At 74.0% G+C, this 13,982-nt stretch carries 17 protein-coding genes and 1 riboswitch; of the genes, 6 read left to right on the top strand and 11 right to left on the bottom strand.

All coding sequences use genetic code 11. From position 1 onward, the window contains the following. Window positions 1-34: 34 nt before the first annotated feature. From ABUL08_RS00465 to ABUL08_RS00450, 4 genes are all read right to left on the bottom strand, one after another. The gene (locus ABUL08_RS00465) at window positions 35-538 is read right to left on the bottom strand and encodes a DUF6328 family protein (RefSeq protein ID WP_350933616.1); all 504 of its coding nucleotides are present in this window, start codon (window positions 536-538) and stop codon (window positions 35-37) included. A gap of 98 nt (window positions 539-636) precedes the next feature. Then, complete coding sequence (locus tag ABUL08_RS00460) at window positions 637-1,386, bottom strand: SIS domain-containing protein (RefSeq protein ID WP_350933615.1); 750 nt, start codon at window positions 1,384-1,386, stop codon at window positions 637-639. Continuing rightward, window positions 1,383-2,195, bottom strand: coding sequence for an AAC(3) family N-acetyltransferase (locus tag ABUL08_RS00455; RefSeq protein ID WP_350933614.1), 813 nt, complete (start codon window positions 2,193-2,195; stop codon window positions 1,383-1,385). The genes ABUL08_RS00460 and ABUL08_RS00455 overlap by 4 nt, the downstream gene beginning before the upstream one ends. Continuing rightward, on the bottom strand, window positions 2,192-3,016 hold the full coding sequence (locus ABUL08_RS00450) for an alpha/beta fold hydrolase (RefSeq protein WP_350933613.1): 825 nt from the start codon (window positions 3,014-3,016) through the stop codon (window positions 2,192-2,194). Before ABUL08_RS00450 ends, ABUL08_RS00455 begins: the two co-directional genes overlap by 4 nt. Before the next feature lie 75 nt (window positions 3,017-3,091). Further along, window positions 3,092-3,197, top strand: a riboswitch (TPP riboswitch). A gap of 74 nt (window positions 3,198-3,271) precedes the next feature. Between ABUL08_RS00450 and ABUL08_RS00445 the strand changes: the two genes are divergently transcribed. The 3 genes from ABUL08_RS00445 (at window position 3,272) to ABUL08_RS00435 (ending at window position 6,349) form a co-directional block, all read left to right on the top strand. Further along, the gene (locus ABUL08_RS00445) at window positions 3,272-3,862 is read left to right on the top strand and encodes an ECF transporter S component (protein WP_350933612.1); all 591 of its coding nucleotides are present in this window, start codon (window positions 3,272-3,274) and stop codon (window positions 3,860-3,862) included. A 97-nt stretch (window positions 3,863-3,959) separates the two neighbouring features. Further along, a complete protein-coding gene (locus ABUL08_RS00440) occupies window positions 3,960-5,375 on the top strand; it encodes an ABC transporter ATP-binding protein (protein ID WP_350933611.1) in 1,416 nt (471 codons plus the stop codon). 173 nt (window positions 5,376-5,548) lie between these two features. After that, complete coding sequence (locus tag ABUL08_RS00435; protein ID WP_350933610.1) at window positions 5,549-6,349, top strand: energy-coupling factor transporter transmembrane component T family protein; 801 nt, start codon at window positions 5,549-5,551, stop codon at window positions 6,347-6,349. Between the two features lie 92 nt (window positions 6,350-6,441). Here ABUL08_RS00435 and ABUL08_RS00430 read toward each other — a convergent pair whose 3' ends face one another. Continuing rightward, entirely contained in the window at window positions 6,442-6,678 is a 237-nt protein-coding gene (locus ABUL08_RS00430) for a hypothetical protein (RefSeq protein WP_350933609.1), read from the bottom strand. Between the two features lie 332 nt (window positions 6,679-7,010). Here ABUL08_RS00430 and ABUL08_RS00425 point away from each other — a divergent pair, with 332 nt between their 5' ends. Beyond that, entirely contained in the window at window positions 7,011-7,307 is a 297-nt protein-coding gene (locus tag ABUL08_RS00425; protein ID WP_350933608.1) for an MTH1187 family thiamine-binding protein, read from the top strand. 135 nt (window positions 7,308-7,442) lie between these two features. Further along, window positions 7,443-8,885: an NADP-dependent phosphogluconate dehydrogenase gene (gene gndA / locus ABUL08_RS00420; RefSeq protein WP_350933607.1), complete on the top strand. Its 1,443-nt coding sequence runs from the start codon at window positions 7,443-7,445 to the stop codon at window positions 8,883-8,885. Window positions 8,886-8,888: 3 nt separating this feature from the next. Here gndA and ABUL08_RS00415 read toward each other — a convergent pair whose 3' ends face one another. The 5 genes from ABUL08_RS00415 to recO all read right to left on the bottom strand — a co-directional run bounded on the left by ABUL08_RS00415 (window position 8,889) and on the right by recO (window position 11,927). Beyond that, window positions 8,889-9,656, bottom strand: coding sequence for a pirin family protein (locus ABUL08_RS00415; protein WP_350933606.1), 768 nt, complete (start codon window positions 9,654-9,656; stop codon window positions 8,889-8,891). Continuing rightward, window positions 9,653-9,874: a thioredoxin reductase gene (locus ABUL08_RS00410; RefSeq protein WP_350933605.1), complete on the bottom strand. Its 222-nt coding sequence runs from the start codon at window positions 9,872-9,874 to the stop codon at window positions 9,653-9,655. Before ABUL08_RS00410 ends, ABUL08_RS00415 begins: the two co-directional genes overlap by 4 nt. 145 nt (window positions 9,875-10,019) lie before the next feature. Further along, on the bottom strand, window positions 10,020-10,208 hold the full coding sequence (locus ABUL08_RS00405) for a hypothetical protein (RefSeq protein WP_242793625.1): 189 nt from the start codon (window positions 10,206-10,208) through the stop codon (window positions 10,020-10,022). Window positions 10,209-10,278: 70 nt separating this feature from the next. Continuing rightward, window positions 10,279-11,079: an isoprenyl transferase gene (locus ABUL08_RS00400; protein WP_350938412.1), complete on the bottom strand. Its 801-nt coding sequence runs from the start codon at window positions 11,077-11,079 to the stop codon at window positions 10,279-10,281. A gap of 8 nt (window positions 11,080-11,087) precedes the next feature. Next, entirely contained in the window at window positions 11,088-11,927 is an 840-nt protein-coding gene (gene recO, locus ABUL08_RS00395) for a DNA repair protein RecO (RefSeq protein ID WP_350933604.1), read from the bottom strand. Window positions 11,928-12,028: 101 nt separating this feature from the next. On the opposite strand from recO, the gene ABUL08_RS00390 reads away from it, so the two are divergent. Continuing rightward, complete coding sequence (locus ABUL08_RS00390) at window positions 12,029-12,814, top strand: DUF4097 family beta strand repeat-containing protein (RefSeq protein WP_350933603.1); 786 nt, start codon at window positions 12,029-12,031, stop codon at window positions 12,812-12,814. On the opposite strand, the gene ABUL08_RS00385 is transcribed toward ABUL08_RS00390, so the two are convergent. Next, window positions 12,801-13,970: an acyltransferase family protein gene (locus ABUL08_RS00385; protein ID WP_350933602.1), complete on the bottom strand. Its 1,170-nt coding sequence runs from the start codon at window positions 13,968-13,970 to the stop codon at window positions 12,801-12,803. The two genes, ABUL08_RS00390 and ABUL08_RS00385, sit on opposite strands and share 14 nt — an antisense overlap. Window positions 13,971-13,982: the final 12 nt, after the last annotated feature.

Raw genomic sequence — 13,982 nt, 5'->3', positions numbered from 1 at the left:
CCGATTTGGCGGGCCGGCCCGTTCGTCGCGAGGGTCAGTCGCCGGAGAGCACCTGCGGGTCGTCGTCATCGTCGTCGATGTCGTCGTCGCCCCAGCCGCGCCGGACGAACGGCAGGAACATCCAGAAGGTGAGGAACCAGAGCGCGGTGACCGCGCTGAGGATCAGGGCGGTCGAGCGGTGCAGCACGAAGTCGGTGACCAGCAGCACCGCGCTGACCATCGAGATCAGCATGAAGGCCAAGCCGCCGCTGGCCATCCGGTGGGCGAACCGGACCAGCTCCGGCTTGCGGCCCTGCCGGAACAGCGCCCGGTGGAAGGCGACCGGCGAGATGATCATCGCGGCGGACGCGGCGGCGGAGAGCAACGCGACGATGTAGACGTCCTTCTGGAAGCCACTGGTCCGGGTGAAACCGTTGCTGAAGGGCAGGGTCAGCAGGAAGGCGAAGAGGATCTGCACACCCGTCTGCGCCACCCGCAGCTCCTGCAGCAGGTCGGCGAAGTTGCGCTGCCAGCGCTGCTTCTCGGTTTCCTTGGACACTCGGCTACCTCCACGGAAGACGCTACTGCCGGCGGGGAGCACCCCGTCGGCAGCAACGCCAGTGCCCGGGCGCGAGCGCGGCGAAACGCGACCCGACCTCAGGAACCCCGGCGGATCCGGCCGGCGTACCGGGCCTCCAACTCGGCGTTGTGCTCGTCGCCGCCGGTGATGTTGGCGGACAGATAGACCGGCGGCCGCTCCCCCGCCGCCAGCAGCCGGGCGCACACCTCCGCCACGACCTGCTGGGCCAGCAGGGCGGCGGTGATCGAGGAGACCGCGCCGACCGCGCCGCCGTCGGGCAGTGGCAGGGTCGCGTCGCCGTACGGGGCGCCGTTGTCGAGCACCACGTCGGCGAAGTCGGCGAGCTTGCGCCCCGACGGGTGGCGGGACGTCATCCGGCCGGAGTGCGCGGCCGAGGTGATCGCCACCAGGGCGTGCCCCCACTGCTTCACCAGCGCCGCGAACTCCACCATCGCCCCGTTGACGCCGGAGTTGGAGGCGAGCACGAAGATGTCCCGCGGGCTGACCGGGGCCAACTCGTAGAGCCGGTGCGCCACCGCCGGGTCGCGCTCCAGGTGCGGCCCGAGGATGCTCGCCGGCTCGCCGCCGTGCAGCACCAGGTCGCGCAGCGCGATCCGGTTGGTGGGCACCAACCCACCGGCCCGACCGGCGATCTCCATCGCGAGCGCCTCGGAGTGCCCGGTGCCGAACGCGTGGATCACCCCGTCCGCCCGCAACGCCTCGGCGATCAGGTCGGCGGCCCGACCGACCGCCTCCCGCTGCCCGGCGGCCACCCGGGCCATCGTCGCGGTCACCGTCGCCAGGTACGCCTCGGCGCTCACCGTCATGCTTCCTCCGTCCGTCGGGTCCGGGCCAGCCACTCCACCGCGAAGCCGACCGCCGCGCGCTGGTTCATCAACCGGCCCGTCCCGTCACCGACCGGCCCCACCCGGACCGCCCCGGTCTCCTCCAGGTCACGGCCCAGCTGCCCGAAGTCGCTCTCGTCCAGGTCCACGTCGTCCCACCACACCCACTCGCGGCCGCCGTCGCCGGTCCGCACGGCGGCCGCCAGCCGCGTCCTCGGCGCTCCGGGCCGGCGGTACTCGGCCAGGTGCAGCGAGGTGTTCGATCCGTGGTCGACGCCGAGCAGCAGCACGTCGGCGTCGAGGTCGTGCAGCCGGGCCAGCGGCGAGCGCTCACCGAGCATGTCGGCCCGGGAGTGGTCGGCGACGATCCGGGCGGCGGCCGGGCCGGCTGCGGCGAAGGAGACCTGCGGGTGGTCGCTGCGCAGCGCGCCGGGCCAGGTACGGACCTGCTCGGCCAGCGCCCCCATGAACCGGCTCGGGGTCAGCGCCGGGTCGAAGCCCGGCAGCTCCGCCCGGATCACCGGCCACCAGTCCGCCGGCACCGGCGGGTTGACCCAGCCGGCCGGGTCACTGTTCTCCGGCGTGTGGGTGGGCACGACGAGGGTGCCCTCCGGCCCGAGCACGTCACGCAGCGCGCCCACCACCGCCTCGGGACCGCCGCAGATGAACCCGAGGCGGCGCAGCCCCGCGTGCACGAGGAGCACCCCGCCGGGGCGTACGCCGAGGTCGTGGAGCTGGGCGGCGAGCGACGCGCGGGTGTGCGGCCGGGCCGGCGCGGACGCCGCGGTCACCCGGCGGCCCGGGCGAGGATCGCCTCGGCCAGCGGGCCGGGGGCCGTGTCGGGGATCCAGTGGCTGACGCAGGGGAGCACGACGAAGCGGAAGTCGCCGGTCACGTGCCGGGCGCACGCCTGCGCGGCGGTGCGGCCGATGGCGACGTCCCGGTCGCTCCAGACGAAGGTGGTCGGCACCTGCACCGGGGGGATGGCCTTCATGTCCGCTCCGGACATCGCCCGGTACCAGTTCAACGCGGCGGTCAACGCGCCCGGCTGCCGCAGCGGGTCGGCGTAGCGGGCCACCCGGGCCGCGTCGCCCACGTCGGAGAGCATCCGGCGCAGCACGGCCGCGTCGAACGCGAGCAGCACCCGCTCCGCGAGGTGACGTCTGCGGAACAGCGCCATGTAGGTCGACCGGGCCCGCTGCCCGAAGTCGGTGGCCAGCGCGTCCGCCATCGCCGTCGGGTGCGGCACCGAGACCGCGGTGAGGCTGCGGACCAGCTCCGGCCGCGCCCCGGCGAGCCCCCACGCCACGACCGCGCCCCAGTCGTGCCCGACCACGTGCGCCGGCGCGACGCCGAGCGCGTCGAGCACTTCCGCCGCGTCGTCCACCAGCTCCGGGATCCGGTACGCCCCGACGTCCGTCGGCCGCGCCTCCGGCGAGTAGCCCCGCTGGTCCAGCGCGTACGTGCGCAGCCCGGCGGCGTGCAGCGCGGGCACCACGTCGTCCCACTCCCCGCTGTGCTGGGGGAAGCCGTGCAGCAGCAGGACGGGTGTGCCGTCCTGCGGGCCGCCGGTGTGCACCTCGAACGTCAGACCCCGCGCCTCGACCCGCATGATCGCCACCCTACCCACCGACCGCCCTGCTGGGCCGTCGACGCAGGTCGGTGCTAGCGTCAGCCGAGACAACTTCATATCCGACAGGGGAGCGCACAGCGCTGAGAGTGCGGGCACCGCCCGCAGACCCTCGAACCTGATCTGGGTAATGCCAGCGCAGGGAGTTCGGTCGACCTCCAGCCGCGCCGTGGTCCGGTGACAACCGGGCGCGGCGTGCGTCTTCTCCTGGTTCGTTCCAGTGAACTGGGAGCATTCATGAACCACACGGACAGCAACCGCTGGCGCACCATCGACATCGTGGTCGCCTCGGTGATCGCGGTCGCCTTCGGCGTCATCTTCTGGGCCTGGGGCCTGGTCTGGAGCGCCACCGAGGGCGCCTTCACCTTCTTCCCGCCCGCGCAGACCCTGCTTTACGGCGTGTGGCTGATGCCGGCCGTGCTGGGCGGCCTGATCATCCGCAAGCCCGGTGCGGCGCTGTACTGCGAGACCGTCGCGGCGGTCGTCTCCGCACTGCTGGGCAGCCAGTGGGCGGGCACCGTCATCCCGCAGGGCATCGTCCAGGGCCTCGGCGCCGAGCTGGCCTTCGCCGCCTTCCGCTACCGGTCGTTCCGGCTGCCCACCGCGCTGCTCGCCGGCGCGCTGACCGGCCTGAGCGCCGCGCTCTTCGACTTCTTCGTCTGGAACGGCGGCTACGACCTGACCAGCTACCGCATCCCCTACGCCCTCCTGACGATCGTCAGCGCCACGATCATCGCCGGCGCCGGCTCCTGGCTCCTGGCCAACGCCCTGGCCCGCACCGGCGCCCTCGACCGCTTCCCCGCCGCCCGCGACCGCACCCTGGTCTGACCCCCACACCCTGAGTTGATCAAGAGGTTTGCGTCAGCTGAGCGGGTTCTCCTGACGCAAACCTCTTGATCACCGAGGCTGAGGCGGGAGGTGCGCGGTGAGCGCGGTGGTGGTGCGGGGGTTCGGGTGGCGGCACGCGGGGCGGCGGGCCTGGGCGCTGCGGGGGGTCGACCTGCGCGTGGAGCGCGGGGAGCGGGTGCTGCTGCTGGGGGCGTCGGGGGCGGGTAAGAGCACGCTGCTGGCCGCCCTCGCCGGGCTGCTGCCGGAGGACTCCGGTGCGCAGGAGGGCACCGTCGAGATCGACGGGCTCGACCCACGCAAGGCCCGCGAACAGGTCGGCATCGTCTTCCAGGACCCGGAGAGCCAACTGGTGATGGCCCGCAGCGGCGACGACGTCGCGTTCGGGCTGGAGAACCGGGGCGTACCGGCCGGGGAGATCTGGCCCCGGGTGGACGAGGCGCTGCACCGGGTCGGCTTCCCGTACCACCGGGACCGGCCCACCGCCGCCCTCTCCGGCGGGGAACAGCAGCGGCTCGCCCTCGCCGGGGCACTGGCGCTGCGGCCGACGCTGCTGCTGCTCGACGAGCCGACCGCCAACCTCGACCCGGCCGGCGCGACGCTGATCCGGCGGGCCGTCGCGGACGCCGTCGACGCCGACACCACGCTGATCCTGGTGGAGCACCGGGTCGCCGAGGCGTTGCCGCTGGTGGACCGGGTGATCGTCCTGGAGCCCGGTGGCGGGGTCCGGGCCGACGGGCCGCCGGCCGCCGTCTTCGCCGCACACGGCGACGCGCTCGCCGCCGAAGGGGTCTGGGTGCCGGGCCGGACCGTGCCGCCCCGGCACGCGACCGCGCCGGCCGGGGAGCCGCTGATCACCGCCGAGCGGCTCGGCCTGCCACCCCGGCTGGCCGAGACCGACCTTTCCGTACGCGCCGGCGAGGCGCTCGCCGTGCTCGGCCCGAACGGCGCCGGCAAGTCCACCCTCGCGCTGCTCCTGGGCGGCCTGCTCCGCCCCGGCACCGGTACGGCCACCGCCACCCCCACCCTCGCCGGCCGGGACGCCCGCACTCCCCCGCACCGCTGGCGGGCACCCGCGCTGGCCCGGCGGATCGGCTCGGTCTTCCAGGACCCGGAACACCAGTTCGTCACCGGTACCGTCTTCGACGAGCTGGCCCTCGGTCCCCGCCGGACCGGCCGACCCGAAACGACGGTCAGGACCACTGTGGACGCCCTGCTGGAGCGGCTCCGGCTGGCGAAGCTGGCCGGGGCGAACCCGTACACCCTCTCCGGCGGCGAGGCGCGGCGGCTGAGCGTGGCGACCGCCCTGGCCACCGCGCCGCGCCTGCTGATCTGCGACGAACCGACCTTCGGACAGGACCGGCGGACCTGGCGCGAACTGGTCGACCTCTTCGCCGAACTGCGCGACGCCGGGCACGGCGTCGTCGCGGTCACCCACGACCCCGACTTCGTCGCCGCCCTCGCCGACCGCACCGTCACCCTGGAACACCGATGACGACCACCGCCGCACCCGGCACCAACCCCGACCGCACCGTCACCCTGGAACACCGATGACGACCACCGCCGCACCCCGAACCAACCCCGACCGCACCGTCACCCTGGAACACCGATGACGACCACCGCCGCACCCCGCACCAACCCCGACCGCACCGTCACCCGGGAGCGGTCGTGATCGACGTGGGGTCGGTGGCCGCGCCCGGGGCGCCGCTGGCCCGGCGCAACCCGGTGGCGAAGCTGGCGGCCGCGCTGGTCTTCTCGTTCACCCTGATCGCCACCCTGGACCCGGTGGCCCCCGCGCTGGCGCTGGCCGTCGAGCTGGCCGTGCTGCCGCTCTTCGGCATCCGCTACCGGGTGCTCGCCCGACGGGCGTGGCCGCTGCTGGCCAGCGCCGGCGGCATCCTGGTCACCCTGGTGCTCTTCGCCGCCGACCGGTCCGGCCCGGTGCTGCTGGACGTCGGGCCGCTGGTGGTCACCTCGGGGGTGCTGCTCACCGCCCTCGGCCTGGTGCTCCGGCTGCTCGCCGTGGCGCTGCCCGGGATCATCGTCTTCGCCACCACCGACCCGACCGACCTGGCCGACGCGCTGGTGCAGAACGCGAAGGCACCGGCCCGGTTCGCCATCGGCGCGCTGGCCGCGTTCCGGCTGGTGCCGTTGCTGGAGCAGGAATGGCAGATGATCAGCATGGCCCGCCGGGCCCGGGGCGTGGACGCCGGCCGGAACCCGCTGTCGAAGCTACGGCTGTTCGCCTCGACGGCGTTCGCGCTGCTGGTGGGGGCGATCCGGCGGGGTACCCGGCTGGCCGTGGCGATGGACGCCCGCGGGTTCGACGCCGGCACCCCGCGTACGGTCGCCCGGCGGCAGGACTTCACCCGGGCCGACGCCCTGCTGATCGCCGGGGCGGCGGCGCTGGCCGGCGCGGCGCTCACGGTCAGCGTCCTGCTGGGCACCTTCCGCCCGCTGACCGGCTGACCGACCGGTCCCCGGTCGACTCCACGTCGCCGCCACGGGGCCTGGCCGGGGTGGTTGCCGTCGGCGGGGCGACGACAACCACCCGGGCCGGGTCAGCTGCGGCGGAAGGCGTACCGGCGGGCCTGGCCCGCCTGCTGGGAGCGGCCGGCGAACCGGGCGTCCCGACCGGGCGGCGGGCCGGCCTTCGGTGGGGCCGGCGACTCCGCCGGCAGGGCGACCGGTGCCGCCGGGGCCACCGCGATCGTGTCGAGATCGGGTGGGGTCAGGTCCACCAGGGACGGCTCCCCGGACGGCTTACGGGACTTCTTCGGACTGCGCTTGGCGGGCATCCACTACCTCCTTCTCACCGACGACCGTCCGTCGCGCCGGACGGGCGGAGTCGGCGGTGCGGGACCGGCCCACGGGGCCGGTCACTGGGTTCCGACCGCGACGACAGGGTCCGGCCGGACGAGCACGGGAAACGGGTCCGTCCGGGCGACGGGTCCCACCACGACGAGGGCCACGAACCGTGGCGGTGGAGGAGGCGGACGCCCGGGAGCGGACAGCTCGGCGGCCGGACGGCGGCGGAGCAGGCTCGACGATGGGGCGTCAGTTACGCATACCGGCACGCTAACCGACCGCCGGGCCGACCCGCACCCGAATTACTGGCACGATCGGCGGCATGCTGATCGCATTCTCGATCACCCCGCTCGGCGTGGGTGAGTCCGTGGGCGACCTGGTCGCCGACGCCGTCCGGGTGGTCCGCGAGTCCGGGCTGCCGAACCGTACCGACGCCATGTTCACCACCGTGGAGGGCGAGTGGGACGAGGTGATGGCGGTGGTGAAGCGGGCGGTCGACGTGGTCGCCGCCGAGGCGCCCCGGGTCAGTCTGGTGTTGAAGGCGGACCTCCGCCCGGGCGTCACCGACGCGCTGACCGCCAAGGTCGCCCACGTCGAGGCCCGCCTCGCCGAGGGCTGACCACCGACGGCCGACGGGCGAGGGCCGTCGACCGAGCGCCACCGCGCCCGCACCGACCGTCGACGACCCGGCCCGGGCCGCCGCCGACCGCGATACGGTCGCAGCACGGCAGTCCGACGAGAGGTGGCGGTACGGATGGCAGAGCGGGCGAGCGCGCAGATCGGCGTGACCGGGCTGGCGGTGATGGGCCGCAACCTGGCCCGGAACCTGGCCCGCAACGGCTTCACCGTGGCGGTGCACAACCGTTCGCCCGAACGCACCCGCAGCCTGGTCGCCGAACACGGCGACGAGGGCACCTTCGTGCCCGCGGAGTCCCTGGCGGACTTCGTCGGCTCGCTGGAGCGGCCCCGCGCCGTGATCGTCATGGTCAAGGCCGGCGCCCCCACCGACGCGGTGATCGACGAGCTGGTCCCGCTGCTGGAGGAGGGGGACATCGTCGTCGACTGCGGCAACGCGCACTTCGCCGACACCCGCCGCCGGGAGGAGGCGCTGCGCGGGCACGGGCTGCACTTCGTCGGCACCGGCGTCTCCGGCGGCGAGGAGGGGGCGCTGCGCGGCCCGAGCATCATGCCGGGCGGCTCCGCCGAGTCGTACCGGAAGCTGGGGCCGATCTTCGAGAAGATCGCCGCACAGGTCGACGGCACCCCGTGCTGCCGGCACATCGGCCCGGACGGGGCCGGCCACTTCGTAAAGATGGTGCACAACGGCATCGAGTACGCCGACATGCAGCTCATCGCCGAGGCGTACGACCTGCTGCGGGCCGGGCTGTCGGCCAGCCCGGCGGAGATCGCGGAGATCTTCCGGGAGTGGAACGGCGGCGAGCTGGAGTCGTTCCTGATCGAGATCACCGCCGACGTGCTGGCGCACACCGACGCCGCGACCGGCCGGCCCTTCGTCGACGTGGTGCTCGACCAGGCCGAGCAGAAGGGCACCGGCCGCTGGACCGTGCAGAGCGCCCTCGACCTGGGCATCCCGATCACCGGCATCGCCGAGGCGACCTTCGCCCGGTCACTGTCGGGCCACGCCGACCAGCGCGAAGCCGCCCGGCGGGCCTTCCCGGACGCCGGTGAGAAGTGGCAGGTGGACGACCGGGAGACGTTCGTCGAGGACGTCCGGCGCGCGCTGCTGGCCAGCAAGATCGTCGCGTACGCGCAGGGCTTCGACCACATCCGCGCCGGCAGCCGGGAGTACGACTGGGACATCGACCTCGGCGGCACCGCCACCATCTGGCGGGGCGGCTGCATCATCCGGGCCCGCTTCCTGGACCGCATCCGCGAGGCGTACGACGCGGAGCCGGAGCTGGCGACGCTGCTGGTGGCCCCGTGGTTCGCCGACCGGGTCGGCGCGGGGGTGCCGGGGTGGCGGCGGGTGGTGGCCGACGCGGCCCGGGCGGGCGTGCCGACCCCGGCGTTCTCGTCGTCGCTGGCCTACTTCGACGGGCTGCGCGCCCAGCGGCTGCCGGCCGCGCTGATCCAGGGGCTGCGGGACAACTTCGGCGCGCACACCTACCGCCGGGTGGACCGGGACGGCTCGTTCCACACCGTCTGGGCCGGTGACCGGGCCGAAGTGCAGGCGTGAGGCTCAGCCGAGGGTGGCGTGCATCTCCCAGACCAGGATCTCCGCCGGCTCGGCGGCGGCCACCCGCTGCCCGCCGGCCATGGTGATCCGGGCGGCGTCGCCCTCGCCGAGCCGGCCGGCGCCCTCCAGGGTCACCGCCCCGCTCGGCACGTAGAGGTGCAGGAACGGGGCGTCCGGCAGGTGCACCTCGTCGCCGGGGGCGAGCCGGGCGGCGTGCAGGGTGGCATAGCGGTTACGGATCCGGATGGCGGACGCGTCGGCGTACCGGTCCATGCCGGACGCCACCGGGACCAGGCCGCCGCGCAGCAGCTCGTCGCCGATCTCGAGCTGCTCGTAGCCGGGGCCGACGCCCTCGGTGTCCGGCAGCACCCACATCTGCACGAAGTGCACCGGCTCGCTGTGCGGCGCGCTGTCGTCGAGCCGCCAGGAGTCGTTCTTCTCCGAGTGCAGGATGCCGGTGCCGGCGCTCATCCGCTGGGCCAGGCCGGGATAGATGACCCCGGAGTGGCCGGTGGAGTCCTGGTGCACCAGCGAGCCGCGCAGCACCCAGGTGACGATCTCCATGTCCTCGTGCGGGTGCGTCTCGAAGCCGGTGCCCGGGTGCACCACGTCGTCGTTGTTGACCAGCAGCAGGCCGTGGTGGGTGTTGGCCGGGTCGTAGTGCCGGGAGAACGAGAACGAGTGCTTCGAGTCCAGCCAGGACAGCCGGGTGGCGAACCGGTCGGCGGCCCGGCGGACGTCCACGGCCGGCGTGGGTGCCAGCGCGGTCACCAGGCACGCTGCCCGGTCTCGGTGGGTGCCCAGCTCAGCGCCGTCTCGCCGGTGGCCAGCTCGGCGATCTCGCCGGAGCGGGCGGTCGGGGTGTGCCCGAACTCGGCGCAGTGCTGCTCGGCGATCTCGGCGCAGATCTCGGCGACCTGCTCGCAGAGCGGACTGCCCAGGTCGGCCGCGTTCAGCGCCATGATCATTTTGAACCGGAGATCCCGCATCTGCCCACCCCCGTGGCGGGCGCGTCCGGGCGGCGCGCCCTGCGCCGATCCTACGCGCGGCCGGCCCGGCGCCCGGCCGGAAAGCCGCAGCGCGACACGCGTCAGCGCCGCCACCCGGGAGGGTGACGGCGCTGACGGGAGTCGGTCAGAAGAAGCGACGCTTGCGCTTCGCCTTCTGCGGCCGGAGCATGTCGGCGCCCTTGGTGAGCAGTCGGCTCACCCCGGACGGACCGCGCCGGGCCTCGAGGGTCGTGCTGAGCCGGCGAGCACCGGCCGCGGCCAGCGGCACTGCGACCGCCATGACCGCCCACTGGGCAATCCGCTTCTGAATCATGTGGGTTCACCTCCGCTGTTGGCTGCTGGTCGTATCGGTACCCCGCTCACCGCGTCGGTAAGCGTGACCTCTACAGCACGGGGGCGACCGGATTCGGCAGCGCGCCACCGAAGCGGCGGTCCCGCTGGGCGTAGAGCTCGCACGCGTACCACAGGTGGCGGCGGTCGAAGTCCGGCCAGAGGGTGTCCAGGAAGACCAGCTCGGCGTACGCGCTCTGCCAGAGCAGGAAGTTGGAGGTGCGCTGCTCCCCGGAGGGGCGCAGGAAGAGGTCCACCTCGGGGATCTCCGGGTGGTAGAGGTATTTCTGGATCGTCTTCTCGGTGACCTTGTCCGGGTGCAGCTTGCCGGCCGCCACGTCGCGGGCGATCGCGGCGGCGGCGTCGGCGATCTCCGCGTGGCCGCCGTAGTTGACGCAGAACTGGAGGGTCAGCGTCGAGTTGCCCCGGGACATCTCCTCCGCGGTCTGCAGCTCGGAGATGACGCTCTTCCACAGCCGGCCGGCCCGCCCCGACCAGACCACCCGGACGCCCAGCTCCACGAGCTGGTCGCGGCGACGACGGATCACGTCCCGGTTGAAGCCCATCAGGAAGCGGACCTCGTCCGGCGAGCGCCGCCAGTTCTCGGTGGAGAACGCGTACGCCGAGAGGTAGGGCACGCCCAGCTCGATGGCGCCCTCGATGGTGTCGAAGAGGCTCTGCTCGCCCTGCTCGTGACCCTTGGTGCGGGGCAGGCCGCGCTCCTTGGCCCACCGGCCGTTGCCGTCCATCACCACGGCGATGTGCTTCGGCAGCGCCTCGGCGGGCAGCGCCGGGGGCCGGGCACCCGACGGGTGCGCAGTCGGCGGCACCGGCTCACGCCGGCCGGCCCTCATCGATCGGATCACTCGGTCTTCTCCCTGTTCACACCGGCCGTGCCCGGTCCGCCTGCGCCCGGTGGCGACGGGACCGCGCCGGTCGCCCCCCGGTCGACCAGCGGCAGCGAGCGTAACGCGCGCTCCAGGTGCCACTGCAGGTGCGCCGCGACCAGGCCGCTGCACTCCCGACGTACGCCGGCCTCGGTGGCGTCGGCGAGCACCCAGTCGCCGGTGGTCAGCGCGGACATCAGGTCGATGGTGGCCGGTGCGGGGTGCGCCGCGCCGGGCGGCCGGCAGTCCGGGCAGACCGCTCCCCCGGCCGGTACGGAGAACGCCCGGTGCCGCCCCGGCGTGCCGCAGACCGCGCAGGCGGTCAGGGCCGGCGCCCAGCCGGCGAAGGCCATCCCGCGCAGCAGGTAGGCGTCGAGCACCAGCGTGGTGGCGTGATCGCCGCGGGACAGCGACTTCAGCGCGCCGAGGGTGAGCTGGAACAGCCGCAGCGACGGCTCCCGTTCGACCGGGGTGAGCCGTTCGGCGGTCTCGGCGATCGCGCTGGCCGCCGTGTAGCGGGGATAGTCGCCGAGGAAGCGTTTGCCGTAGAGGTCGATCCCCTCGACCTGGCTGATGCTGTGCAGCGAACTGCCGTGGTTGCCCTTCGGGTCACCGGCGAGCTGGACGTCCACGTGCCCGAACGGCTCCAGCCGGGCGCCGAACTTGCTGGTGGTGCGGCGTACGCCCCGGGCGACCGCGCGCAGCCGCCCGTGCCGGCGGGTGAGCAGCGTGATGATCCGGTCGGACTCGCCGAGCTTCTGCACACGCAGCACCACCGCGTCGTCGCGGTAGAGCTGTCGGCGGTAACCGGCCATCCGGTCATTCTCCCTCGGGGTGCGATCTCAGGGTCGGTTCGGGGTGGACCGGCGGTCGGACCCGGATGTGCCGGCGCCCGGTCCGGTCGTAGCGTGCTGCCATGGCTCTGCACCGGACCCCCGTTCCGCGCTGGACGGCCGCCGCCGCGGCGACCCTGATCCTGCTCTCCGGGTGTGACACCCTCTCGTTCCGCCGGCTCGACTTCGACAACACCGAGGCGGTGAAGATCACCCGGATCAGCGTCCGTCCCGGCGCCGGGGACGTGGTGGTCCGGGCCGCCGGCACCGCCGCCCAGGTACGGATCAAGCGCACCGTGCGCTACCAGGGCGACGAGCCCACCGCCCGGTACGAGATCAAGGGCGACGAACTGGTCCTGGACACCGACTGCGGTCCCCGGTGCAGCCTCTCCTACGAGGTGACCGCCCCGGCGGGGGTGGCCGTCCGGGGCGAGGCCGCCTCCGGCGACGTGGAGCTCTCCGGGGTCGGGCCGGTCGAGTTGAAGCTCAACTCCGGCAACCTCACCGTGACCGGGGCGACCGGCGACGTCCGCGCCGAGACCGACTCCGGCAACATCGAGGTCGCCGACGTGGCCGGTACGGCGAGCCTCCGCGCCGCCTCCGGTGACGTCACCGGTCGCCGCCTCGCCGGCACCGTCGACGCCGAGGCCAGCTCTGGCAACGTCACCGTGGAGCTGGCCGCTCCGGCGTCCGTCCGCGCGCACGCCGCCAGCGGGAACGTCGACCTGACCGTGCCGGCCGGCCGGTACCGGGTCCGCGCCCACGCCGGCTCCGGCGACACCGACCTCGGCGTGCCGGACGACCCCACCGCGACGCTGGTCCTGGACGCCAGCGCGGCCAGCGGGAACGTGACCCTCACCCAGCGTTGATCTCCACGGTCACCGGTTCGTCGACGGCGGTGCGGGGTGCCGGCACCCGCGCCCGCCCGGCCGCCGCGCCCGCCCCCACCGGGACGAGCCGGGTCGCCGCGCCGGCCGGGGCGGGGCTGGCGGGGGCCGCGACCGGCGGCCGCACCGGGCCGCGCCGACGGCCGCCCGGCAGCAGCTCGGGCGGGCGGCGGGCCGCCAGGTCCTCCACCCAGCCCACCAGCAGCGTCACCACCCCGACCAGGGCGAAGACCAGCACCACCCGGACCGCCAGGCCGACCGGGTCGCGTACGGACCAGCCGACCAGGCCGACCAGCGGGGTGAGCAGCACGACGAACGGCATGTGCCACAGGTAGACGGTGAGCGCCCGCCGATTCACCAGGGTCACCGCGCGGCCGAAGAGCCGGTTGCGGTCCACCCAGGCGGCGGCGGCCGGCGCCCGGCCGATCACCACCAGGATGAACGCGGCGGACCAGAGGGCGTTGCCGAGGTGGATGTCGTTGAGGTCGTATCCCCGGGGGCCGGGGTGGGTGACGATCCAGCCGATGCCCGCGCCGGCCAGGACGACCGCCACCGGCACCAGCACCCGGTTGGCGAGCCGGGCCAGCAGACCGTCGTGGTGGGCGAAACCGAACAGCCAGGCGCCGAAATAGAGGCCGAACTCACGCAGCACGGTCGGCGCGTCCGGCAGGATGCCCACCTCGATCACCAGCAGCAGCACGTACGGGGCGAGCAGGGTGGGCAGCGGGGCGCGCCGGAACAGCCACAGGGCGACCGGCGAGGCGAGCACGAACCAGAGGTAGTCCCGCAGGTACCAGATCGGGCTGAGCGCCAACCCGCCCCAGTAGTTGGCCGGGGGGTCACCGACCGGGAAGAGCCAGAGCAGCACCTTCGTGCTCCACGGCAGCCCGGTGAGCAGCATCGCCGGCACGAAGACCGCCGCCGCCACCCAGAGGGACGGCAGCAGCCGACGCAGCCGGCGGGCGACCGCCGACGGGCCGGTCCGGTCGAGCGAGGCGGCCATCAGCGAACCGGCGAGCGCGAACATCACCGACATGGCCGGGAAGACCAGGGTGAGCGCCGCGTAGCCCGTCACGTGATAGACGACGACTCGCACGATGGCCAGGAAGCGGAGCAGGTCCAGGTATCTGTTTCGCATCAGCCTGCATCG

The organism is Micromonospora sp. CCTCC AA 2012012 (assembly GCF_040499845.1).
GTDB classification, from domain to species: Bacteria; Actinomycetota; Actinomycetes; order Mycobacteriales; family Micromonosporaceae; genus Micromonospora; species Micromonospora mangrovi.
This window is presented reverse-complemented; position numbering and strand designations above follow the sequence as displayed.